Origin of the sequence: Bacillus seohaeanensis, from assembly GCF_042684945.1 — a bacterium.
GTDB lineage: Bacteria > Bacillota > Bacilli > Bacillales > Bacillaceae_B > Rossellomorea > Rossellomorea seohaeanensis.
Genome location: NZ_JBHUMF010000001.1, coordinates 26,017 through 49,358, shown reverse-complemented (window position 1 = coordinate 49,358; position 23,342 = coordinate 26,017). Strand labels below are relative to the sequence as shown.

At 36.6% G+C, this 23,342-nt stretch carries 25 protein-coding genes, 2 pseudogenes and 1 riboswitch; of the genes and pseudogenes, 3 read left to right on the top strand and 24 right to left on the bottom strand.

Annotation, left to right across the window (positions count from 1 at the left end):
- Positions 1-15: 15 nt before the first annotated feature.
- The 14 genes from ACFSUL_RS00285 to folE all read right to left on the bottom strand — a co-directional run bounded on the left by ACFSUL_RS00285 (position 16) and on the right by folE (position 11,223).
- Positions 16-186 (bottom strand): hypothetical protein, encoded by a 171-nt coding sequence (locus ACFSUL_RS00285; RefSeq protein ID WP_377931602.1) that lies wholly within the window; start codon positions 184-186, stop codon positions 16-18.
- Positions 183-821, bottom strand: a complete 639-nt coding sequence (locus ACFSUL_RS00280) for a hypothetical protein (protein ID WP_377931600.1) — start codon at positions 819-821, stop codon at positions 183-185. Before ACFSUL_RS00280 ends, ACFSUL_RS00285 begins: the two co-directional genes overlap by 4 nt.
- A gap of 12 nt (positions 822-833) precedes the next feature.
- Positions 834-1,232 carry a permease prefix domain 1-containing protein gene (locus ACFSUL_RS00275; protein WP_377931598.1) on the bottom strand — a complete coding sequence of 133 codons (399 nt, stop codon included), beginning with the start codon at positions 1,230-1,232 and terminating at the stop codon, positions 834-836.
- Complete coding sequence (locus ACFSUL_RS00270) at positions 1,229-1,558, bottom strand: PadR family transcriptional regulator (protein ID WP_071413575.1); 330 nt, start codon at positions 1,556-1,558, stop codon at positions 1,229-1,231. Before ACFSUL_RS00270 ends, ACFSUL_RS00275 begins: the two co-directional genes overlap by 4 nt.
- 252 nt (positions 1,559-1,810) lie before the next feature.
- A complete protein-coding gene (locus tag ACFSUL_RS00265) occupies positions 1,811-2,122 on the bottom strand; it encodes an STAS domain-containing protein (protein WP_377931595.1) in 312 nt (103 codons plus the stop codon).
- Between the two features lie 21 nt (positions 2,123-2,143).
- On the bottom strand, positions 2,144-4,222 hold the full coding sequence (locus ACFSUL_RS00260; protein WP_377931593.1) for a flagellar assembly protein A: 2,079 nt from the start codon (positions 4,220-4,222) through the stop codon (positions 2,144-2,146).
- A 12-nt stretch (positions 4,223-4,234) separates the two neighbouring features.
- A complete protein-coding gene (locus tag ACFSUL_RS00255) occupies positions 4,235-5,077 on the bottom strand; it encodes a PP2C family protein-serine/threonine phosphatase (protein ID WP_377931591.1) in 843 nt (280 codons plus the stop codon).
- Positions 5,077-5,394, bottom strand: coding sequence for an STAS domain-containing protein (locus tag ACFSUL_RS00250; RefSeq protein ID WP_377931589.1), 318 nt, complete (start codon positions 5,392-5,394; stop codon positions 5,077-5,079). The genes ACFSUL_RS00255 and ACFSUL_RS00250 overlap by 1 nt, the downstream gene beginning before the upstream one ends.
- A gap of 14 nt (positions 5,395-5,408) precedes the next feature.
- On the bottom strand, positions 5,409-6,977 hold the full coding sequence (locus ACFSUL_RS00245) for a methyl-accepting chemotaxis protein (RefSeq protein ID WP_377931587.1): 1,569 nt from the start codon (positions 6,975-6,977) through the stop codon (positions 5,409-5,411).
- A complete protein-coding gene (locus ACFSUL_RS00240) occupies positions 6,974-8,086 on the bottom strand; it encodes an alpha/beta hydrolase family protein (RefSeq protein ID WP_377931585.1) in 1,113 nt (370 codons plus the stop codon). Before ACFSUL_RS00240 ends, ACFSUL_RS00245 begins: the two co-directional genes overlap by 4 nt.
- Positions 8,073-9,041 carry an ATP-binding protein gene (locus ACFSUL_RS00235; RefSeq protein WP_377931583.1) on the bottom strand — a complete coding sequence of 323 codons (969 nt, stop codon included), beginning with the start codon at positions 9,039-9,041 and terminating at the stop codon, positions 8,073-8,075. The genes ACFSUL_RS00240 and ACFSUL_RS00235 overlap by 14 nt, the downstream gene beginning before the upstream one ends.
- 11 nt (positions 9,042-9,052) lie before the next feature.
- Positions 9,053-9,754 (bottom strand): SDR family oxidoreductase, encoded by a 702-nt coding sequence (locus tag ACFSUL_RS00230; protein WP_377931581.1) that lies wholly within the window; start codon positions 9,752-9,754, stop codon positions 9,053-9,055.
- Positions 9,755-9,757: 3 nt separating this feature from the next.
- Positions 9,758-10,576 carry a 6-carboxytetrahydropterin synthase gene (locus ACFSUL_RS00225; RefSeq protein WP_377931579.1) on the bottom strand — a complete coding sequence of 273 codons (819 nt, stop codon included), beginning with the start codon at positions 10,574-10,576 and terminating at the stop codon, positions 9,758-9,760.
- A 77-nt stretch (positions 10,577-10,653) separates the two neighbouring features.
- Positions 10,654-11,223: a GTP cyclohydrolase I FolE gene (gene folE / locus ACFSUL_RS00220; RefSeq protein ID WP_377931577.1), complete on the bottom strand. Its 570-nt coding sequence runs from the start codon at positions 11,221-11,223 to the stop codon at positions 10,654-10,656.
- Positions 11,224-11,770: 547 nt separating this feature from the next.
- A riboswitch (cyclic di-GMP riboswitch) is annotated at positions 11,771-11,858 on the bottom strand.
- 304 nt (positions 11,859-12,162) lie between these two features.
- On the opposite strand from folE, the gene ACFSUL_RS00215 reads away from it, so the two are divergent.
- Positions 12,163-13,104, top strand: coding sequence for a hypothetical protein (locus ACFSUL_RS00215; protein ID WP_377931575.1), 942 nt, complete (start codon positions 12,163-12,165; stop codon positions 13,102-13,104).
- Positions 13,105-13,383: 279 nt separating this feature from the next.
- On the opposite strand, the gene ACFSUL_RS00210 is transcribed toward ACFSUL_RS00215, so the two are convergent.
- Positions 13,384-13,899 (bottom strand): YbaK/EbsC family protein, encoded by a 516-nt coding sequence (locus ACFSUL_RS00210; protein ID WP_377931573.1) that lies wholly within the window; start codon positions 13,897-13,899, stop codon positions 13,384-13,386.
- 196 nt (positions 13,900-14,095) lie between these two features.
- Between ACFSUL_RS00210 and ACFSUL_RS00205 the strand changes: the two genes are divergently transcribed.
- Positions 14,096-14,851, top strand: a complete 756-nt coding sequence (locus ACFSUL_RS00205; RefSeq protein WP_377931571.1) for a DUF2087 domain-containing protein — start codon at positions 14,096-14,098, stop codon at positions 14,849-14,851.
- A 23-nt stretch (positions 14,852-14,874) separates the two neighbouring features.
- The gene (locus ACFSUL_RS00200) at positions 14,875-15,231 is read left to right on the top strand and encodes a GIY-YIG nuclease family protein (protein ID WP_377931569.1); all 357 of its coding nucleotides are present in this window, start codon (positions 14,875-14,877) and stop codon (positions 15,229-15,231) included.
- Positions 15,232-15,427: 196 nt separating this feature from the next.
- Here ACFSUL_RS00200 and ACFSUL_RS00195 read toward each other — a convergent pair whose 3' ends face one another.
- The 9 genes and pseudogenes from ACFSUL_RS00195 to ACFSUL_RS00155 form a co-directional block, all read right to left on the bottom strand.
- A complete protein-coding gene (locus ACFSUL_RS00195; protein ID WP_377931567.1) occupies positions 15,428-16,498 on the bottom strand; it encodes an ATP-binding protein in 1,071 nt (356 codons plus the stop codon).
- Between the two features lie 433 nt (positions 16,499-16,931).
- Positions 16,932-17,084: pseudogene (locus ACFSUL_RS00190) on the bottom strand (sugar phosphate isomerase/epimerase); the annotation flags it as partial.
- Positions 17,058-17,259: pseudogene (locus ACFSUL_RS00185) on the bottom strand (sugar phosphate isomerase/epimerase); the annotation flags it as partial. The pseudogenes ACFSUL_RS00185 and ACFSUL_RS00190, both read right to left, overlap by 27 nt.
- Positions 17,256-18,299: a Gfo/Idh/MocA family protein gene (locus ACFSUL_RS00180; protein WP_377931565.1), complete on the bottom strand. Its 1,044-nt coding sequence runs from the start codon at positions 18,297-18,299 to the stop codon at positions 17,256-17,258. The pseudogene ACFSUL_RS00185 and the gene ACFSUL_RS00180, both read right to left, overlap by 4 nt.
- Positions 18,287-19,390: a Gfo/Idh/MocA family protein gene (locus ACFSUL_RS00175; RefSeq protein ID WP_377931563.1), complete on the bottom strand. Its 1,104-nt coding sequence runs from the start codon at positions 19,388-19,390 to the stop codon at positions 18,287-18,289. The genes ACFSUL_RS00180 and ACFSUL_RS00175 overlap by 13 nt, the downstream gene beginning before the upstream one ends.
- A gap of 15 nt (positions 19,391-19,405) precedes the next feature.
- On the bottom strand, positions 19,406-20,224 hold the full coding sequence (locus tag ACFSUL_RS00170) for a carbohydrate ABC transporter permease (protein ID WP_377931561.1): 819 nt from the start codon (positions 20,222-20,224) through the stop codon (positions 19,406-19,408).
- Between the two features lie 2 nt (positions 20,225-20,226).
- Positions 20,227-21,168, bottom strand: coding sequence for a carbohydrate ABC transporter permease (locus tag ACFSUL_RS00165; protein ID WP_377931559.1), 942 nt, complete (start codon positions 21,166-21,168; stop codon positions 20,227-20,229).
- Between the two features lie 62 nt (positions 21,169-21,230).
- Positions 21,231-22,511: an ABC transporter substrate-binding protein gene (locus tag ACFSUL_RS00160; protein WP_377931557.1), complete on the bottom strand. Its 1,281-nt coding sequence runs from the start codon at positions 22,509-22,511 to the stop codon at positions 21,231-21,233.
- A 33-nt stretch (positions 22,512-22,544) separates the two neighbouring features.
- On the bottom strand, positions 22,545-23,315 hold the full coding sequence (locus ACFSUL_RS00155) for a sugar phosphate isomerase/epimerase family protein (RefSeq protein WP_377931555.1): 771 nt from the start codon (positions 23,313-23,315) through the stop codon (positions 22,545-22,547).
- Positions 23,316-23,342 lie beyond the last annotated feature (27 nt).

Sequence of the window (23,342 nt, the reverse complement as noted above, 5' to 3'; positions counted from 1 at the left end):
CCACCAATAAAAGGATTATACTGCTTTTTCCGTTTCTGTTAACTGATGATCAAAGGATAACGAAACATGATTAAATGGTTTTTTCGTATATAGTTTTATAAGTTTAGTAAATAATGTTCCAGTATCCGTAAATAGGAGATAAATTTTCTTTTCCTTCATACCTTCTGCTTTAAATTTCCGAGTCACCTTTCCATTTTCCTTTTATAAACAAAATAATACATACTCAGCGGCCACCATAGCACACAAAAAATCGGATAAACTGCCCATATTGTTCCTGGAGAGGAGATAATGTTAACAATGATAAAAAATACACTAATGAATAGGCTCGCATACATGGAGAAGCTAACAAATGTCTTTTTCTGTGCATGATATAACGAAAGTGGCCACCATAACACTGCGAATGCGGGATAGATTACCCAAGGATACCCAGGCGCTAGAAGCACATTTAAAATTGCATAGTATAAAATAATACTTGTGCTTCCAATCCATGCAACGGGCATTGTTTTTGCCCGTTCTCCCAAAAAGATGAGAGTTGGCCACCAAATAATCGGAAAGATTGCATATAAAGACCATGGATAATTAGGTGACTCCATTAAATTTTCGATAATAAGAAAACCAATGGTAAGGGTACTACAAACAATAGCTAGAAGTTTATGCTTCTTATTTTTTATACTATATAAACCTATAGGCCATACAAGTACCGCCAATAGAGGATAAATAAACCAGAGATAGCCAGGACTTGTTAAATAATTGACAAGCGTAATAAAGATGATACACATGACACTTCCTGCTACTGCAAAACCAACATCAAATCTCTTCAATTTTTATCCCCCTCAGTTTGCGCGTTTCCATTTAAAATACATCGTTAATGGCCACCATAAAACAGCAAATGTTGGATAAACAAACCAGATAATTTGAGGCGTATAATAAAAATTAATAAAAATAAAGAGTGAGATGATTAAGAGACTCCCCCAAAGAGAATAACCTAAATTCAATTTCGACATATCCTTCTTCTTCGGCTGCTTTACGCCTAGCTCTTTTGTTAATTCCCCCACATCACCAAATTCAACAATTGCTTTATTAATGGCATCTTCCTCTTCTTTTCCTTGTGCTGTCAGATCCCATACTTTCTCTTCAAGATTTTCTAAAACTTCCTGCTTAATGGCATTTTTCTGTTCACTCTCTGGAATATCTCTGAATAACTCATCAACATGATTTTTTAGTTTCTTCATTTTAATCCCTCCAAAAATAAATCAATAATCTCTTTTATTTCTTTCCACTCACTAACCATCTCCCTTAAATAGGCTTTTCCGAGTGTAGTAATGCGGTAATATTTTCTTTTCCCACCTTGAGAAACACTGCCTAAGTAGGATTCAATTAGTTCCCTTTTCTCTAGACGCTGGAATACAGCATATAGCGTTGCCTCTTTTATCTGGAATCGATTGTCTGTCCGTAAACTGATTTCCTTCGATATTTCATACCCGTATCTGTCTTCCTCTAAAATCAATCGCAAAATAATCGAATCCAAATGCCCGCGAATTATATCGCTTCTGACCATATTGACACATCCTTGTACATTCACTATTCTATCTGATAGAGTAATATTACTCGATATTACTCTATCTGTCAAAGTAATTTAGCAAAAAAAGATCCCACTGGGCTCCAGATGAGTATGTAGATTATCCTTGTAACAACAAAAACGGGGTCTGCCTCCATAACTAGCAAGTTAACTTGCTGGTTATGGAGGCAGACCCCGTCACACATACTGAAGGAGTATGTCTATTATCTCTCCGTTCAGTACTATTTCCCTTTATACAAAAACACCCTCACCCAAAATCTCCGGTATCTGAAGGATATCAAATACCTCCATAACTTCTTCACTCACGTTCAAAATAGTCACATTTGTTCCTTGACCAGTTAATGTTTGCACTAACGTTAACAAAAGTCCAATACCTGATGAGTCTACAAAAGGAACTTGTTCAAAGTTTATTTTGACATTTTTATAGTTTGTTATCGTAGGAGTTAGTTCATTTTCTATTATTTCTGTCCCTTCAATATCTAAGTCTCCCTCTAATACTACTTCTAGTGCCTCATCTGTATTCTTCGTTGTAAAACGAAACATTTTTGTTCCCCCTATTCTCCATTAATCAAATACAATCCGCTCTTCTTCATGCAGTCGAGCACGAACGTTATATTTTGTTTCTTGGAAGGTATGCTTGATATTTCCAATCTTTATAATTGTTCCTTCCATCGCTTTATGAATAAGGATTTTTTGGTCGTTTGGTACAGCAATTACAGTTGCCGTTCCGCTTTCTGCTCCTACTTCATTAATTTCTGCACCTAGCCTACCGTAAACCTCTCCGCCGCGTACAATACCACTTATTTTTAATTTCCCTCCAGAATGAACCTTTGAATTGATACATCCTTGCCCTAAAACCGAAACATCCCCGCTACAGTAAATACGGCTATTAAGTGCGTTAGAGATAGTAACATAGGAATCTGGTTCAACAGGAGTTTTACTAAACTCATAAAGTTCCTTCATCTTTTGTGATAATGCCATAAGCCCCTCAAGAGAAGCAACTTCATTAGATAATGATAAGAAAGTTCGAGACAATGAAGTCGCCGTCAGCCTCCACGCATCATCCGCTAAATAATTTTCTCCCTTTCTTACTACATCTACATATTTTTTTACTAAAGGAGGAAAATGTTTAAATTTCTTTTCTAGTAATATTCGTATTAATGGTTGTAGACCACCTCGGGAAAAATCATTTGATTTAAACGCAGCAGATTGAGTTAGTTGTGTAATGAGCTTAATAAACTTTTCTACATTTTGGTGAATAATTCCAAGCAAATGACCTAATTCTGCTACTAACATATTATTTTTCCCTGCTGAAATTTCCGAACCAAATATATTACCATCTGTAATGATAGCTCCTGAAGCAGTAAGATTGGCAGCATTCACTGTTTTCCGTACAATTATGTCACCTTCCGCTTCGACTTTCATACGCTCTTCCACTTCACCTAAAATTTCAACATCTCCCATAAAGCGAATATTACCTGAAGCTAAATCTACATTTCCGTTATGTGTTAGTTTTGGCATAATAGAAGCCTTCACTAGTTGTCCCCTTTGTTCTATGAAAGGACGCCCAGATTCCGTCGCAACAATCTTATCCTCCACCTGCACTACACCACTACCGACCCTAAGCTTGATTGGAAAAGTTTGTTTGGCAGGTAAAGGTTCATTTGTCACCGTATATCCCATCTGACCTGGAACAGGAGGATGAATAACGGCGATTACTTTTCCTTTCTCTGCAGTTGGAATGGTTTTAATCTCTCGAAAGTCCACACGACCATCTTCTTTTTCTTTTGGCCCTTTTTGAATATTCATATCTACCTTTACTTCCACCCAGCCATCTTTCCCTGGCTTCGCTTCGATACCCTTTGCGATTTCAAACGTACTTGGTTCCGTTGTCTCTATCGCCTTAAGTATTTCATTTTGATGAAAACCATGCTTGACCCTTAATGATTCAAGTTTTTGCATGACTTCTCCATAGGAGAGGGTATTATTTATTTCCTTCTGTTCTTCGACCGTTAATTCAATATGATGGTCAGCCTTTATATCAGGAACCTTACGAGTAATCTTATAGCCCGGCTTTACTTCAAGAAAAACCTTTAGTTTGGTTTGATCCATCGTAATGTCCCATCTTGTTTCTTTTTCTTCATTTTCCACTTTTATTTCATACACATCTTTTTCCGAAACAAATGTAGTAGCTTCTTCAACAAGTTGATTATTTTTATAAAGTCTAATCCCCTGTTTTACTGTTACTAAAGGGACCTGCATAGGGGATGACATACAATAAAGTCTGCCATCTTTCACCCATGTTTTCCCCTCGAGAGAGTCTATTTCATTACTATCTTCGCTACCTAATTGTTTTTGCATGGAAGAAGACGCGACCACTTCAACCTGCTCTTCATCGACTAATTCTGTAACAAGTTGCTCCATTAAATCCAGTGGTTGACTATCACTTTTTTCATTTTCTGAAAAGCTGGATTCAAGCTTTGTCAGTTTTACAATCGCTTCCTTCGAGCCTAACCCTAGGAACCTTTTTGTTTCATGTTGGATAATTTCAATATCGACTTCTTTTTTTGTTGCCTCTAATAAGTCCAATCCTAATTGAATAGCTTCATTTATATTTTTACCCTTCGAAACAATACTTCTCATGATTTAATCATCCTAACATAATACTGGAGAATTTAAGCTTGTGATATCGGTTTTTTGATTACTTATTTTCAAAATAACCATCGTTATATCATCTTTTTGCGAAACACCTTCTGCAAATTGGTTTATCGAGTCCATCACACTTTTTTCAAGTTCTCCGACACTTTGATCCTGATTAGCTAATAATGTTTGCGTAAGACGATGTAGTTTATATTGTTCGCCCTCTTTATTTACAGCCTCTACAATCCCATCTGTGTAAAAGAATACCGTATCGTTATCATGTAACTGAATTGATGTCTCTTTATACATTTGATTAGGGAGTCCTCCTACCATGATTCCTTTTATCTTTGGAAGTTCCTCTACCGAACTATCTTCCCCTTTGATTAATAATGGAGGATTATGTCCTGCGTTTGCATAAGTGAGAAGGCCTGTCTCCGGATTCCAATCAGCACAAAATAACGTTACAAAAGACTTCAAAGTCCGTAAATCCTCATATATGGCTTGATTCATCGCTGTTAACGTTTCTCCGGGACTTTGGGTACTTTCAGCAGCACTTCTAAAAGCACCTCTCGTCAGAATCATCAGCATCGCTGCTGGAATTCCTTTCCCCATTACATCACCAATCACAATACGAATCTTCCCATTAGCTAACGGATAAAAATCATAATAATCTCCACCAATTAACCTAGCAGGAAGCGAAGAACCTGATACTTCTCCTCCTTCAAAAGTAGGTGTCTTCCCGTTTAGTAATGAAGTTTGGATATTTCTCGCTAAATTTATTTCTCTTTTCAACGTTTTATCCAGCTGCTGCTCATCTTGGTCGTTTGAATAGTTGTAAGATAGACTATCTTTATACATCAAACTACCTCCCCTTGCATTGCTTTTAAAATTTGATATAGGCCTACTGTTTCAAAAATTTGGTCCGTTAATTCGTCAATGCCTTGAAGTTTAATTTTAAAGTCTTTTTCCTGCGACAAGTAAATCGCATTCATAAGAGAACCAATCCCAGTAGAATCAAGAAACTCCAATTGAGATAAATCAATGACTAATACTTCAATACTATCTATTTCTGCTAAATAAGGATCCATTACATTGGCTGTCGTGATATCTAGTATCCCTTCAAGTATAAAAGTTATCGTCGAACCTTTCACTTCCTTTTTTACTAGTAACTCCATAACATTTCCTCACTTTACAGTTTGAATTTACTCATTTGGTCTAGTAGTGTATTCGATATTTCTGATAAATCACTTGATTGATTATGCAAGGAATTTAACAAATCTGAAAGTGTAATCGTAATATCCGTTGCGATGGAAGTACGTTCATTTGCAACATCTCTCATTTGCTCCACCTTATCTATAACGGAAAGAACAGCTTCATTTTCTTTATATTCTTCTAGCACATCCACAACTTCATCTAAAAAGGTCGTAATCTCAAATAGCTGATCTCTCGCCTTCATCGTTGCTTCAGTTGACACTGCGTATAGTTTTTCTACTGATTGAGATGCTTCTGCTTCTAATAGAATAGAAAGTTTCTGTGTCTTGCTTGCTTGTTCTTGTGTGTCTGTAACAAGTATGTTTAATTGGTCTACCATTCGGTTTGTACTCTGAGATAATTTTTCTAATTCACTTCCATCATCAACTTTACTTTTTGCAGTTAGATCTCCGTCTTCTAATAATTTAATTTGATCTTTTATCTTTTGGATATTTACATAGATACGATTAAAGAAACGTGCAGTTAATAAAAAGAGAACTAGTAATGAGAGTAAACCAGAAATAATTAAGATATATGAATGACGGTATAGTGGACCACTCATTTCCCCATAATCCAATGCTAAATATATGACACGATTCTCATCTAATGGAAGGAACATCTTATAGACCTTTAATCCATCTACCTTATCTATATAGGATGTTTTATTCATTTTTTTACCTGTTAACAACTCTAAGTCTTTATCAGTTTGCAAATTAAAATTTCCAGATTCTATCTTTCTTAACGGAGGATAGAGCTGTTCTTCCAGAGATGGATCAGCAAAAACCGCGGGATTCAAAATAGCGATTTCTTTTACAATATTATTTTCCGTTACCAATTCATTGATTGTTGTGTTTGGACCTACATTCGCGGTAAAGTTATGCACTTCATTTGCTTGAATATATGGATTTATCATGTAATCTTTTGTTTCAGGTACATAATAAGCATATTTAAAGAATAATGGACTATCTTCATGTGAACCTGATTGTGCAATTGATAATACAATGGTATGTTTATCGATATAGGTAGCATCTGGAAGAGATGGTTCTTGACCATTTAATAAGCGTTTAGCCACCTCGTAATATCCAAACTTTTTAAAACTAAAACCGACTTCTTGTTCTTCTGTAGCAACCACCCCTATAACGTCGTCTTTAGATTTATCTTCTTGAAAAATAGTAATTCCTGTTAAACCTAATGCATCACGAATTTTTAATAACTCACTTCTAGTAATTTGGTCAGCAGATTTTCCTTCTAGTAATGTTTCTATATGTTTGGCATATGACACTAGTTTTAAATCAATTTGATGTTCAATTGATTGTGTTCCTTCATCAGTTTGCTTAATTCCTCTTAATACATTGTTTGCGATTGCCTCTGCTTGTTGCTTTGTTTGGCTTATTATTTGTTGATTCATCATATAAATTTGGACAACACCAGTAAACACAGCGATAATTATTAATACCGATAGAAGTCTGATGAGAAATTTCCTTCGCAATGTTATCGTTTTATTCATATTAGATTGACCTCTCTAGCAATAGATTTATTAGAAAACCACTGTAAAGATAGTTTTCTAATTTCATCTAGTTTGTTATTACAACAATGCCCCTCATTCTCATATTCGATCCAGTGTTTTTCTACTTCTATTTTTTGAAATAAGTTATCCATTTCATCATTAGGAACCATCATGTCTTTCTTTCCATGAAATAGTAAAACATGAGATTGATAATTTATTTCATCAAAATACGGAATTGGTACATCTTTATCTTTTAGAATAATAGAACAGTCCATTCGTTCCATAAAATAAGTTGGCATATTCATTTTTTCCAGTTCTATAGCTGGACTAACCGCTACGGCTTTAGAAACTTTTTTATGGGAACTTCCATATAAAACCCAGGATGCACCTAGACTTGTCCCAAATAAATAAATAGGTAGTTCTTCAAAATAGATACTTGTATAATCAATTAATTGATTAATAAATTGTTCCCATCTATTCCTAGTACCAATTACTTCATTCACAATAAATGTTTCTCCTTGCCCCGGGCCATCAAAGCTTAGTGTCGCAAACCCTGCTTCCACAAATTCCATTTCATATTTGAAAAGTTCTTCCTTTGAAGAGTCGATAGGATTAATTATTAAAATACATCCTTTTGGATTGTTTGGGATACGTATTCTTCCACTACATTTACTACCATCGTCAATATTAATGGACTTATATAATGTTTTTGTGTCCGATAGCTCGTCTGCCTTTTTAATAAATTTTAAACTTTTGTTATACCAATATTGTTTTTGTTCGGAAAACATCGGATCAATCCAATAATTGAGATTATAATATAAGGATGTTTGTCTATACAGGTATTCCGCTTCTTTAAAAAATCCCTGTTTTTCTAATTTCTTTGCCTGTAATTCTTTTGAATGGGCTAGCTTTTCCCAAGATAGCAGCCAGTGTTCAAGGTTTTGTAAATCTGATCGAATTTTATTTAAATCCATTAAACCCACACCATGTACCAACCATCTCTCCCAAAAGGCATCAATTAATTTAGCTGTTTTAATCGTTCTGTTGATGGTTTTGACTATCGGTTTATGTTCATCATTTTCTATCGTCTTTTTATTAACCTGCAGCATTTACATTCCCCTCCTTTTCCTTACTAGAATCAAAACATAAAATAATAGTGGAGCCTTCTGATGAAGTATATAATATGACCTGTTTTGTCATTTTCATCATTAGCGTAAACCCTTGACCCATTGACCTTTTGGTCGAGTAACCTGCTAGAAGCGTCATATTAGGCAAGTCCTCAAGAGAAAATCCAGGTCCATTATCTTCAATGATAAAGCGGATTTCGTTACTATCTAAGTCCTCTATCAACATCATTTTGCCACTCTCCGCGTGCTTAATTGTATTTGTTATGGCCTCAGATAAAACTAATAACCAACTCATCACTTTTGATTTAGTAAATCCTCGTTTTTCAAGGCTTTCTTTCGCATTGTTACGGCATATAGGTATATCGGATCGTTCTCTTATTTCTCCTTCACAAAACAAGTTACCCGTTTTATATTTATCTAGTTCTTCCTCTGAAATTAGTAAAAAGTGACCTTGAGTGGCAGCGAAAATAACGTCTCGATGAACCTTCCATTCCGTATTTTCTAGTTGTTCCTCTGATCTAGTAAGGTCTTCCTTGTGAAGAGGCTGCGAAAACAATTCATGCTTATATATTTCATAAGCCTTTAACATCGCATTCTGAATATCATTTCTTAAATGGGTGTTTTTCACTTGGTGAGGGATATCTTGTTTTTGTTTACTCCACTTCAACATTAATTCGCTTAAATATAAGATAAATTCTTTATGGGTTTCTTCATCAAAATTCATAAAAGATGAATTATATAACGACTGATGAAACAAATATTCCCCATCATCTTTGGGTAAATGAAGGTATTGACTTATCTTTATTGCTAGAAAACCCCGCTTTGTAAAAAAGTCGAGGTCTGCATACGATAAATCTGTTGGAAGAGAAGGAGACGATGGTTGGATTTGAATACCTTTAACAGGTTTGTTTATTACTTTATCTAAAAATCGCCTCAACCTTGTCCCTCCTATAGAATCCCTAGAGGTGGCATTATGGTAATTTCATCAACAAAAGCACCTGTAGGTTGGTTAATTAAATAAACGATATGTTTAGCAACCGTTTCAGTAGGTATCATATTAGACATATCTGGTTTTGGTTCAATTTTCTCCCAAAAACTACTGCTTACTGCTCCAGGAAGAACAGCTGTTACCTGAACACCTTTCTGACGAAGCTCTACCTGTAACACTTTTGTTAAGCCTAAAACACCAAATTTTGAAGCAGAATAACCTCCGCCCCCAGCTAGTGCTGTATTTCCTGCCATGGAAACAAGGTTTAGAATATGCCCCTTTGATTGCTCTTCCATATGCTTTCCGAAATACTTACAAGTCAAATAGGTCCCTCGTAAATTCACTGCGATCATTTGGTCAAAGTCGTCGGTAGAGGACTCTGTAATACTTGCAAATGTTCCCACACCTGCACTATTAATCAAGACATCTACTGTTCCAAAATGTTTAATCGTACGCTCATAAAACTTTTTAACGGATTGTTCGTTCGTCACATCTAAAGGAAGCTCCAGTATAGTATCGCTCACTCTCTCTTTATTACTGCGGCTACCTAAAGCAAGATTCGCTCCTAAATCTTTCAACAAGGAAGCTGTTTCTTTCCCAATCCCTTGACTAGAGCCAGTAATAGCAATTGTTTTTCCTTTTAACTGCAACGTATTTTCCATGTTCTACTCCTCTTCCGTTCCGTAATATTCAAAGTAATTCTTTTCCGTTTCATACAAGCCAATTTTGTAAAGGTTTGTTAGTCTCGGTGATAGTAACTCCCAAGCAACAACCGCAACATTTTCCGATGTAGGATTTAATTCTTTAAATTCTTCTGTATCTAAATTTAAGTGCTTATGATCAAATCTCTTCATAATCTCTTCTTCTACTATTTGATCCATGTCCGCAATATCAGCAATCATTCCTGTTACTGGGTCTGGCTTCCCACTAACCGTTACTTCTAAATAGTAGTTATGGCCATGACCATATGGGTTGTTGCATTTACCAAACAGTTGAAGGTTTTCCTCATCACTTAATTGGTGGCTATGTAGCCGGTGTGCCGTACAAAAGTGGTATTTTCTTGTTAATTGAACCATTGGTGATTCCTCCTTCTCTGAATATAAGAAGTCATTTTCTTTTAAGCGAATTTTATGAAGACGGCAGTTATCGATTTTTCCATCTAAAGAATTCCAAATATACGAAACGATATTTTCTGTTGTTGGTATATTTTCTTTAAAATAGTGATTTTCTTTATTTAAAAACTTCCCATCCAGTTCTTCTTTCATGAATTGCTTTACGACTCTATCAATATCCGTAATATTTACGACAATGCCGGATTTCTTATCTAACTTTCCTTTTACCATGACCTCTAACGTATAATCGTGGCCATGACCATGAAGATTACTACATGGCCCAAATACTTCTCTATTTTTTTCCTCACTCCACTGATCGATACGGTAAGAATGAACGGCGGAAAAATACATTTTTCGTGAAAGATAAAGCATAAACGTGTACCTCCTGTCTCCATCAGAGGAAATGAACATTTTGTTCACTCCTCCTGATTTTTCTAACTCAAATGCTATTAATCTCTTGAAAGTGCATTCTCAAATTCTTCCACTAATGCAACACGTTCTTTAAATGCACCTTTTTTAATCGTTGTTACTGTTGAACTCCCAGGTTTTTTCACGCCTCTTGCACACATGCAAAGGTGTTGACCTTCTACACTTACGATGACACCTTCAGGCTTTAGAACATTCATAATCGCATCAGCCATTTGTTGTGTCATACGCTCTTGTACTTGTGGTCTCTTGGAAATAAGTTCCACTAAACGAGCAAATTTACTTAACCCAATAACTCTGCCATTCGGAATGTATCCAATATGAGCCTTACCAAAGAATGGAATGAGATGATGTTCACAGAATGTGTAATACGTAATATCTTTTACAACGACCATCCCTTCATAATTCTCTTCAAACGTTGTTGTTAATGCCGTTTCCGGATCCACACCGACACCTTCGAATACTTCGCCATACATTTTCGCTACTCGTTTCGGCGTATCAAGTAATCCTTCACGATTGGCATCTTCCCCAATAAGTTCTAAAATCGCACGGATATGTTCTTCTAAAAGTCCCTTTTTTAATTCAACTGTCATCACTTTTTCCTCCTAATTTAAATTTTTTATCTATTAAAAAGACTCTTTTCGTAAACGTTGTTGCTAGTTATTTCAGTAAAAGTGTCCCTGTTTTATTAGCACGAATGCTTAACTGTAAAGGGATCCTCTCCTTCTCCACGGACAAACTGTCAAACCTCCTCGTTCCGCCAGGGGTTTGCCAAGTCCGTTTTACCGTAGGAGCCTCGTAAATTCCTTTACAATCGTTAACAAATCCCAAAAGAAATGTATCGCAAAGCAACAATACTTTAGAAATCAGCCATTAAAAAAGACCACCAAAAAGTTGGTGGTCTTTACTCTAAAAGGGTGTACTTACTAGCGCCAGCCCTAAGACCCCAATCGACTCTGGATAAAAATACTAATAATAAGAAAAGATTTATTCTCAACCCTTTTCTTGTAATTAATATAAGTACTCAGAGGAGACGGGTACTAGAGCTAGACGTTGACTGTCCTCTATGAAAATTATTGACACGAATAGTTTTTATAATTTTCCAACAGTTTAAGCCCCTAATAGATATATCCAACCCTTTTCGGTAACTCGGCTATCTTAGTTCGACTCGAACCTTAGACCCGTAGCTTTGCGTCCTTGCCTTTCAACAAGTTTGCCATTATCGAAGGTATTTCTAACCCAATAATAAGACTATATTCCCACAACACCCGACAAAATTCAACATTTTTTCTTCGACATTCTAGTATTATTGAATCACTTATTTCTAATTTTATTATAGTTATATAATGGTTTCATTTACTACAGTTAATATTAGGTAATTATATAGCATGAAAGGATCAAAAAAGCTACATATCAGCTAGTACTTGTACCAAAATTACACGTTCACATTTTTGTCACAAATAACCTTTTCGTATGGTGTCCTTTTTCACTCCGAAGTTCCTATATAGGCAGTGAAAGGGCGGTGCAAAATAATGAATTTAAAATCCGGTAATATAAAAACATTTGAACAGTACTCACCATTTTCAACTCTAAAAGAATTTAATAATCATATAGAAATGTGGATGGTAGAGTATAAAAAAGAATTTACGAAAGCTGAATTGGTCGGGTTAAAACGGTTAGTTCGCTTTTCCGCAAAGTTTCCTGGTGTTTGCAATGCGAAGATTGGTACGATGCTAAAATCCATTCATGAAGAATATCACAATAACGGAATCTCCCGCTCGAGCTTTAAACGAATGATTGGCAAAGCAAAAAAGGTAGGAATCCTTACAGTTCATGAAACAGAAAGAAAGAATGGATCACAGTCTAGTAATCTCTATATTTTCAATCGCTTTCCTACAAATGAACCACCTACTAGCGAAAAGTTGAACCACCATAAAACTAGTAATCCTTCTAAAACTAAAAATAAAATTATAAAAAAACGTAAGACCAACGAACTCGTTAACACTTTTTTAGCCACTACTGTTTCGGATGCTACCAAAGACATAGCGACAAGCGATGGTGAGCAACAAGTAGCTGGTACTAATGAAAAAACAACAGTCATCGCAGAACTAGATCACACGTTTACAAGTGAGAAAGTCCCTCAAGCCTTTTGCCGACTAGTGAAATGCTTCTTTGATGATGCAAAAACGATTGAAGAATATTGGAAAATGACACAAATAGCTGCATATCGAAATAATCGCGAAAATGAGAAAGAGAAGGTTCTAGGTATTGCAATTCACTCCTTTAAACAGATGATCAATAAGCTAAAGTCAACGAATGCTGTGAAAAATCCGATTGCTTACTTCTACGGGATTTTGAACAAAAAATTTGACTGTCTTTATTTTGACGAGTTAGTTGAAATGCAAAGTAGTGGTGAGAATAGAGATGAGAACGTTACATATAGCTTGGAGTTAGCAATGGAGATGTTTTCATGATGATTGGAGATTTATAGATATCACGCTTAGAATTATTTTGGCTATTTGAGGCGTAGCTATATATTTCGTAGGATAAGGTAATACAAAGAGTGGCAGACATCCATAAATTGATAACCATTCCCTACTGCTTTAGCTTTGACATCTAGAATTGGATACTTATCCGTAGCTCCCTGTTGGCTAATTAGCGAAGTACTTAGCACCTAAAATTTCCTCTACTCAATAAAAAACCAATCGCCATTTACAACGACTGGTTCCTATACATATTTTTATTGTTACCCTTTATTGTTCCGTATTCAGAGCTACTGTCTCTCTTTGCTGTTCTTCTTCCCACCCTTTACACACATCAACCCACTCTTTCGCAAATGAGTATTCTAATAACTCATCACATGTCAATTCGATAGCAGAGTTAGTGCTTCCACAGGCTGGAAAAAGGGTGTCGAAACGTTTCATGGAGACATCTAGATAGACATCTAGTTCATTGGCCAATCCGAATGGGCATACCCCGCCGATGGCATGTCCAGTTTGCTCTAGTACTTCATCAGGAGAAAGCATTCGGGCCTTGAAGCCAAATGTATGACGAAATTTCTTGTTGTCAATTTTGGCATCTCCCGCAGCAACAACGAGAATAGCCTTGTCCCCTTCTCCTCTAAAAGACAATGTTTTTGCAATTTGAGCAGGGATAACACCAATTGTTTCCGCTGCCTGCTGAACCGTTGCACTAGATGTTTCAAACTCCATCACGTCTTCTTCCCGATTCCACTGTTTAAAATGAGATTTCACACTTTCCAATGACATCTTTACCCTTCCTTTCCCTACCAATATTAGTAAAATAATAACACCCTTTAACACAGTAGAGCAATGAAAATAGGGTATTATTTTCAATTTTTTATACCTTCATTTATTGGCTTCTCTTTACACTTTATTGACATTAAACAAACAATGTATTAATATGTTTTTAAATAAACAAACGAATTTAGGATGTGTTTGAAAAATGGAGATTTCAGAAACCTTTTGGAATGCCTCGATGGAAGAATTAAAACGAGGGTATATCGAAGAATCGGATGCTTATCTATGCCTACTATGCGGGGAGGAAGTAGAAAAAGGGATTGTTTACCCCCATGAAAATATTCTTTACGAAGCAGAAAGATACATGCGTATTCATATTGAAGCGAACCACCAATCGGTCTTTGACTACTTGCTTGGACTTGATAAGAAACTAACAGGTCTTACGGATCATCAAAAGAAACTCCTTCGTCTCTTTCACCAAGGAAAAAGTGATGCAGACGTTCAAAAGGAACTGGGAATCGGTAGTGCTTCCACTATTCGGAACCACCGCTTTGTATTAAAAGAAAAGGAACGCCAGGCAAAGACATTTTTAGCAATGATGGAGTTATTAAAAGAAAAAGACGAGCATGCTCCAGCCTTTGTACCACTTCATAAAACAGCTCGGATGATTGATGACCGCTATAATATTACGCAAGAAGAACAAGAAGAAATAGTGAAGAAATTCTTCCCGGAAGGACCAAAGGGACACCTGGAGAAATTCCCACCAAAGCAAAAGCAGAGGCTTGTGGTTATTAAGGAAATTTCCAAGCATTTTGATAGTGAACGGACATACGATGAAAAGGAACTGAATCAAGTATTGAAACCTATTTATGAGGACTATGTCATGATAAGAAGATATTTAATCGAATACGGATTTTTAGATAGAAAAGCTGACGGAAGCAGGTACTGGTTGAAAAAATAACAGGAGAAAGAAGGGAAAAATAAATGGACCGCAAGAAAGAACTAAAACAGCTTTATAAGGAAACACCAATTAAAGCAGGAATTTACCAAATTAAAAACACCAAAAACCAAAAGATTTTTATTGGCAGCACCAACAATTTAAAAACGTTAAACGGGATAAAGTTCATGCTTGAAAATGGTGGACACTCCAATAAAAAACTTCAAGAAGAATGGAAACACTTTGGGAAAGATGCTTTTACTATTGAAGTAATAGAGAATCTTAAAAAGAAAGATGATCCCCATTTTAATGAAAAAGAAGAATTGGAAAAACTCGAAGAAAAATGGTTAAATCAACTTCAGCCATATGGAGAACATGGCTATAATAAGGAGAAATCTCTTTAAGGTTTTTTTACGAGTAACCTAAAACCCTCTTTCGAATACGGGGAGCCGCACCTGAAAGAGGGTTTTATAAAAGATTGTTGTTGTAAAGTTTGTTGTTTATAAGCAATAGACCGTTCCTTTCCACTGCAATCCACTTTATGTTTTCGATTGTTGTTAAAAGCAACATTTTTTAGAAACTAGCCTTATAAAATAATAGTTACACTTCTACAGTTACAGACTGTTCAATCGGTAAAATAACATCAATAGTTGTTCCGCGATTGACGATACTTTTAATGTGGATAGTTCCCTGGTGCTCTTGGACAATTTTATGACTAACCATTAGGCCTAAACCTGTTCCTTTTTCTTTTGTACTGTAAAATGGTTCACCTATATTTTTTATTCGATCTTCTGCGATGCCGCACCCTTGGTCTATAAAACAAAACTTTATACTTTCTAAATTATTCCTCATTGCTTGTATTGTGATGACTCCTCCACCCATCATTGCCTCTACTGCATTCTGAAGAACATTAATAAATACTTGTTTAATTTGATGTTCATTGCAATGGATAAGTGGTAAATCTGAATCAATCTCTTGTACAATTTCAACATTTTTCAGTGCAGCTTGTGCCCCTATTAATGTCACGACATGTTGTAAAAGAGCAGTAATATCGGTTGGTGACATTTTACTTGCTTGTGGTTTAGCAAGCGACAAGAACTCTTCCACAATTTCTTCAACATCCTCAATTTCCGATAACATAATATCAACATAGTTAGGCTTATACGATTCCTTTTCCATGATTTGAAGAAATCCCTTAATTGACGTAAGAGGATTTCTAATTTCGTGTGCGACACTTGCAGCTAATTGCCCTACAACAGATAATTTCTCCGTTTTTTGTATAAACTCATCCATCTTCTTTCGTTCCGAAACATCACGCCCTACAACAACAAATTGCTCCACCTTGCCATCCTCACCAATTACAGGAGTTGCCTGTGTCTCCAAGTAAACCCATTCACCATTTGCATGTTTCGCTCGGAATTCAACTTGACTCGGCATTCCTGTCGATATCATATGAACAAATAGTTTTTGAAGACGGGGGATATCGTCAGGATAGACCCATTGGTAGCCTGCCTCCCCTTCATATACCTTTGGTGGAAAACCCAATACCATCTCATGGGACGGCGAAGCATACTTAACTCTACCATTTACATCCCAAACTCCAACCAAATCTGATATGTTCTCTGTTATGAAACGATAATTGAATTCACCCAATTTTAAAGCTTCCTCCATCTGTCTTCTCCCTGTATCATATATCCAAAAGACTATTCAAATTCGCTATATTAACTTTTGCTATTTTTCCTATTAAACAAATATAATTCTCCGTTGTAGCGTGACTAAATCCTAAAAAGATATAGTACCTTCTAGCTATCTAGCCATTCCTACTTCATAATCAAAATACCCACTACTTACTTCCTGTTACTTCTGTATGGATTATGTATACATATGACTATATACATATAGTACAACAATTATCATATACATTCGAGGAATTTGGACAAACTGCTAGGTTATTATGAACGGAAAAAACGCTAGCAATATGCTAGCGCAGGATTTTCCCTTCCCAAAAATATCTTGGTCTACTGTTTGAGTTTTGTCAGTAGAACCACTTCATACAATCTTCAACGAATATTTGTCTAACCTCTTAAAAAGGTAGTGTACCTGTTTAGGCCCACAACATATCAGTTGGTTGATTGCAAATTAAAATAGCGTTTAAGTTTTTCACGGCACGGCCGAACCCTTCGCCAATTGACATGATAGGATCTTCATGTTGAATACTTATGACATAATCGTCGTTGTATATGCGTAATGCACTTATGGTAAGACCACGAGATGTCACTGCTTCTAGGTCATCCTTTCTTTTTCTTTCATCTTCTAAAAGGATATCTAGTGCCAATGAGCATTTCCTGGATAACCACCTGTTCCAATTCGCGCTGCTTTTACATGGTCGAGCATGTCTTCTCGAATAACACCGTAAAGACACCAAGTTTCAATTAACAGTAGCTCCTTCCTGTAATGAAACAATTTGTTTCGTTTCATTGGATTGGAGTGCAGCCAAAACAATTTCTAGTGACTTTAATCCTTCTCTCCCTGTAATGAGCGGTTCTTTATCTTCTATAATACACTCTACAAAGTGTTCAATTACATGCGTGTTAGTTTGACCACCTTCTTTATTAGATTGAATTTTTTCTAGTTTATGATAGATTGTTTCCCCGTTTCGATATTCTTCAATCAATGAATACTCTGGATCGGCTTCAAGGCGTAGTATACCGTTCTCTCCATAAATAATGGTCGAATTATCGCCACCTGTTACATACGACCAACTTGCTGCCAATGTCCCAATAACCCCAGATGATGTACGTAACACGTAAACGGCATTATCATCTACTTCCGTATTTTTCTTTGCGTTCGTTTCAATAAAAGCGCCTACTTCCGTAAACTCACCGAGTAAATACCGCATTAAGTCTGCCTTGTGAACCCCAAGGTCTCCCATTGCGCCAATAAATGCCTGTTCTCTATCAAAGAACCAACTTGCTGCCCCGTCAATGCTCCATGCTTCAGGACCTGGATGACCAAATGTAGTTTTAAAACTGTATATCTTCCCAAGTTTTCCACTATCAATAAGTTCTTTTGCCTTTTGATGCGAAGCTACAAATCTCTGATTATGAGCAATCATCAACTTTTTACTGTTTGCCTTTGCTGCTGCAATCATTGCCTCTGCTTCCTCTTTCGAAGTAGCCATTGGTTTTTCGCATAGAACGTGTTTACCAGCATTTGACGCTGCAATAGAAACCGGTGCGTGTAAATAGTTCGGTAAGCAAACACTAATCGCATCAATCTCCTCTAATTGTAATAACTCTTTATAGTCTGCAAATGCTTTGGCACCATATTGTTGGGCCATTTCATTAGCACGCTCTTCCACAATATCGCAAACAGCCACAATGTCTACCTGTTCATTTGCAGCGTATTCAATTAGATGACGTCTTCTTGCAATACTTCCACAACCAATTACACCAACTTTTATTTTCCCCATACTGTTTCCCCCTCTTTTTCAACTAAAAGTTCTGGTTTTGTAAATGTGCTTTGCATATAATATCGCTTTCCACGCTTAGAAGAATCATGAATACCATGCATTATTTCAAGAACATGAAAAGCCATTTCTCCACTAGCTCGCGGTGTCGTTCCCGACTCGATTGCTTCTGCCATATCTGCTAACCCCACTCCTCTTGCATTATCAGGGAGCGTCGTTTCCCGCTTCATTTCTTTCCAGTCTTCTTCTCCTCGAAGTTTTAAAAGAAGTGGACGATGAAAATGATTGGGATCTGGAAGGCTGATGGTACCTTTCTCCCCATAAATCTCTATGTACGGCGTTCGAGATCCTGAAACATCAAAGCTAGTTGTAATCGTCGTTGTTGCTTCATTTTCAAAGTCCAGAATGCCCGTTACATGTGTTGGTACTTGTACAACAATTTTTTCTCCATATCTCTTTGGACTCGTAATAGTCCGTTCTGAATGTGTAATGCGCGTGGAACCCATAATTCTTGTGACAGGTCCAAGGAGACTAACAAGTGCAGTTAAATAATAAGGTCCCATATCAAACATTGGACCGCCACCCACGCGATAAAAGAATTCCGGATTCGGGTGCCATGACTCCGGTCCGCTTGACATCATAAATGCTGTTGCACCAACTACTCTACCAATAGCACCATCTTTTATTAATTTCCCAGCAAGCTGGACGCTTTCTCCTAAGAAGGTGTCTGGCGCTACTCCTACCAGTACGTTTTTTTCCTTCGCTTTTTTAATGATACGTTTACCGTCCTCATAGGAGATTGCTAGTGGTTTTTCCGAATAAACATGTTTGTTGTTTTCCATCGCTTGAATAGAAATTTCTGCATGGGCTTGTGGCACGGTTAAATTTAGAATAATATCAATATCTGGTGATTTAATTAGCTCTTCCACACTCATTACATGTGGAATACCATAACGGGCAGCAGCTGCTTCTGCCTTTGTATAGTCAAGGTCAGCACAAGCAGTAATTGTAAATTGTGAATAATGAGAGCTGTTTTCTAAATAAATTCCACTTATATTTCCACAACCCACTAATCCAACATTTATAGACATCATTATCACCCCTTCTTATCAACCTTTTACGGAACCTCCCGCTAAACCTTTTACTACTTTTTCCTGTGAGAAGAAATAAACAATTAGAATTGGTAGACTGAATAGCGTTAATGCAGACATCAATCCAGGGATATTTACTGAAAACTCCCCGTAAAAGTCTTGAAGCCCCAATGGGATTGTTCGATTTTCTGGGCTTGAAATTAGGACTAAAGCAAAAATAAATTCATTCCACAAATGAATAAAGTTATAGATTAATACAGTCATAAGTGCCGGTGTCAGTATCGGTAGTATAACCCTCCGGAAAATACCAAATGGGGTGCATCCGTCTATTTTTGCCGCATCCTCCAGCGATTTTGGAATTTCCTGCATAAACTGAGTCAAAATAAAAATAGAAATTGGAAGACTAAAAGCAATATACGGACCAATTAGTGCCCATAATGTGTCATAAATTCCCATACTCTCAGATAGTTTAAAAATAGGAATCAATGTTGCATGAATAGGAAGCATCATCCCTGAAATAAACAATAGAAAAAGAGGTTTGTTAAATTTAAAGTTCATTCTACTTAAAGGATAACTTGCTAGTGCTGCAATAAACATAACGACCGCAACAGCAACAACGGATACAATCAAGCTGTTGAAAAAGTATTTACTAATTCCCATTTCAAAAACAGAGGAATAGTTACGAATATCAAAAGAACTAAATAGAGAGAAAGGCTTCTCAAAAAAATCACTCTGTGTTTTAAATGATGTGGAGACCATAAAAAGAAATGGAAAACCGGTGAAAACGAGTAGTAATAAAGCTAAGATATACAACGGTAATTTTTTAATAACTCCCATTACTAGTACCCTCCTTTTCTTTTTCGTCCGTATTCTAATGCTTGAATAATAATTGTGACGATTAGCGCTATAAAGAACATTAAGAAGGCAATGGTACTGGCATACCCCATGTTAAAATTGATGAATGCTTGCTTGAACATATACGTTCCCATTAATTCTGTTGAGGAATTCGGTCCGCCTCCAGTCATGATATAGAAGATGTCGAATGCTTTAAGTGATCCAACAATCGCTAAGATGGAGGAACTAACAATCGTTGGCATTAATAACGGGAGTGTAATATTTCTGAATTTCTGCCATTTATTTGCCCCATCAATTTGAGAGGCCTCATATAAATCTTCCGGAATCCCCACAAGTGCTGCTTTAAATAAAATCATATAGAATGGCGAGAACTGCCAAACAACGACGAGTAAAACAGACCACATTGCTGTTTTTTCATCGCTTAGCCAAGCAACATTTTCAAACCCTAGAAGATTAACAAGCTTATTAATTACACCATTGATAGGGTCAAACATTAGTACCCAAAGAATACCAATAGCAACTGTAGACATTAGAAATGGCATAAAATAAACACTGTTAAAGAAACGAATCCCTCTAATCGGTGCAAATAACATAAGTGCCATAATCAACCCTAATGGAATCTGAACAAAAACGGATGTAAGGACGACCCAAGTATTATTTTTTAATGAAGTCCAAAATACGCCATCATGAAAAAGCTCTACATAATTACCTAGACCAATAAATGTTTTTTCCGTTGTACCATCCCACTCATAAAAGCTGTAATGAAACGTTGCTAAAATCGGATAAACAACATACAGGAGGTAAACAATCAATGCGGGTGCAATAAACAAAGAAATAGTAATTATATTTTTATTACGTGCGACTTTTCTCGACTTTTTCCTATCAATTTTATGAATCGCATCCACTCTTTCTGTTTGAACTTCCACTAAGACTCCTCCTTTTGGTGATAAGGATTCAGTGGGAAATGAATCATTCCCCACTGAATTTTTTACTTATCAAGTAATTCTTTCGCCTTTGCTTCCATCTTTTCTGCCGCCTCTTCCGGCGTCATGGAGAGACCAAAAAGTGCCTGTGTTGTGTCCTTATGAACTTCTGCAAGCTCTGGAGGTAATGTTTGATCGTAAGGCATTTGCATAAATGTTGCATTTTGCACTAATTCATAAATTGGTTTCAAAAACTCGTCGTCTGGAACTGCACCTTTAACTCCTGTTAGAGCTCCTGTAGTATTTGTATAGATTTGCGCATTTTCTTTTGTTGTAAAGTCGTTTATTAGCTGAACGGCAAGGTCTTGTTTATTTGCACCTTCACTTACAGAAAAAACAGGGCCTGTTGCTGCACCGATATCCGTTATTTTCCCTTTACCATCAGGTACTGTTGGGAATGGGAAAAACCCTAACTTTTCTTCAAAATCTGGACTTTCTGCACGCATATTATTAATAAAAGAAGTAGTCATATCCATCATTGCTGCTTCTCCTGAATACATAAGCTGTCGACTTCTTCCTTCATCATAAGGAAGACCATTTGCTCCTGGGTTAAATGCTTCCATCTCCACTAATTCTTGAATATATTCTCCAGCTTTTACATATGCAGGATCGTCAAATCCACGACCTTCACGGTTAAACGCACTGTCAAACAGTTCAGGTCCTGCAATACGAGTTGCAAAGTTCATTAAATAATAAGCCCCAGGCCACTTCGTTTTGTTCGCTAAAGCTAGTGGAATAATATTATTTTCTTTTAGTGTTTCAATTACATTAACGAATTCTTCATATGTTTTTGGTTCTTCCAAATTGTACTTTGCAAAAATCTCTTTATTATAGAAAATGAGATCTGTTGAAAGCCCGAGTGGCACACCGTATACTTTTTCATCAAATGTTGTATTAGCAATGGCATTCTCTAAGAATACATCTTGGTTTACCTCCTCTGTAATATCTAGTACATTGCCTTGGTCAACAAAGTTCTTTAACCAACCCCCGCCCCAACTTTGGAAGATATCCGGCGGATTACCACCTGACATTGCAACAGCAAGTTTTTGCTTATACGCATCGTTTGGTATACGAATAAGTTTCACTTTTGTGCCTGAATTTTCTTTTTCAAATTGAGCCACTATATCTTCTAAATACTTTGCTTTCTCTCCAGTTTCGATATGCCACATTTCAATAGTATTTTCATCGTTTGAACCATTTCCCCCTGAAGCCCCTTCATTTCCGCCACAAGCTGCAAGCATAGATACCATAACAATAGCAGTTAGCATTGCAAGAAACTTTTTCATGATTTTCCCCCTTATTTTATAAAAAGTAACTCCTTAAGACTTCACTAAATGAGGTAATCGCTTTTTCAAATAATTCATGCTGATTTCAACACTTTCAAAAGGTGAGCATTTACTTTTGTCTTGTTCTACAATCCACCACTCGACATTTGCCTGTTCCCCCTTTTGTAATACAGAATCAATATCAACACCACCAGTACCCAGTTCAGCAAAAAACTGCTCTCCATCTGTTGTCATGTCCTTTAGATGAATGAGTGGGGTTCTATTGGGGTATTTCTCAATCCATTCCAGTGGATCTTCGCCTGCTTTTGTTAGCCAATATATATCAAATTCAGCTTTTACCCAGTCTGGATTCGTTTCTTCAAGAATTGTTTGTAGGGCTGTACGTCCATCGGAGAGAGTTTCTAATTCGAAGTCATGGTTGTGGTAGCAAAGGGTGATGCCCTCCTTGCTGCATGTTTGTCCAAAAGTATTTAATAAAGTAATGAGTTCTCGATAATCTGCTTCCGTCCTTCTTTCTGGGGGAAGAAACGGGCAAACAATCTTCGTACTTTCGAGTTTGTGTTGGTTATCAATTACCTTAGAAAAGTCCTTCTCCATATCAACAAGAGGTATATGACTAGATGCTGCACGAAGACCTAGTCCATCAATAACGGTCTTTAACTCTGTTACATCAAGACCACCATATCCAGCAAACTCAACACCTTCATACCCAATCTCTGCTACTTTTTTTAGCGTACCGATAAAATCTTTGCTACTTTCCTCACGTAATGTAAACATTTGAAGAGCAACTGGTTTTTCTATCATTTACATTCTCCTCCTCTTTCCCCTTTT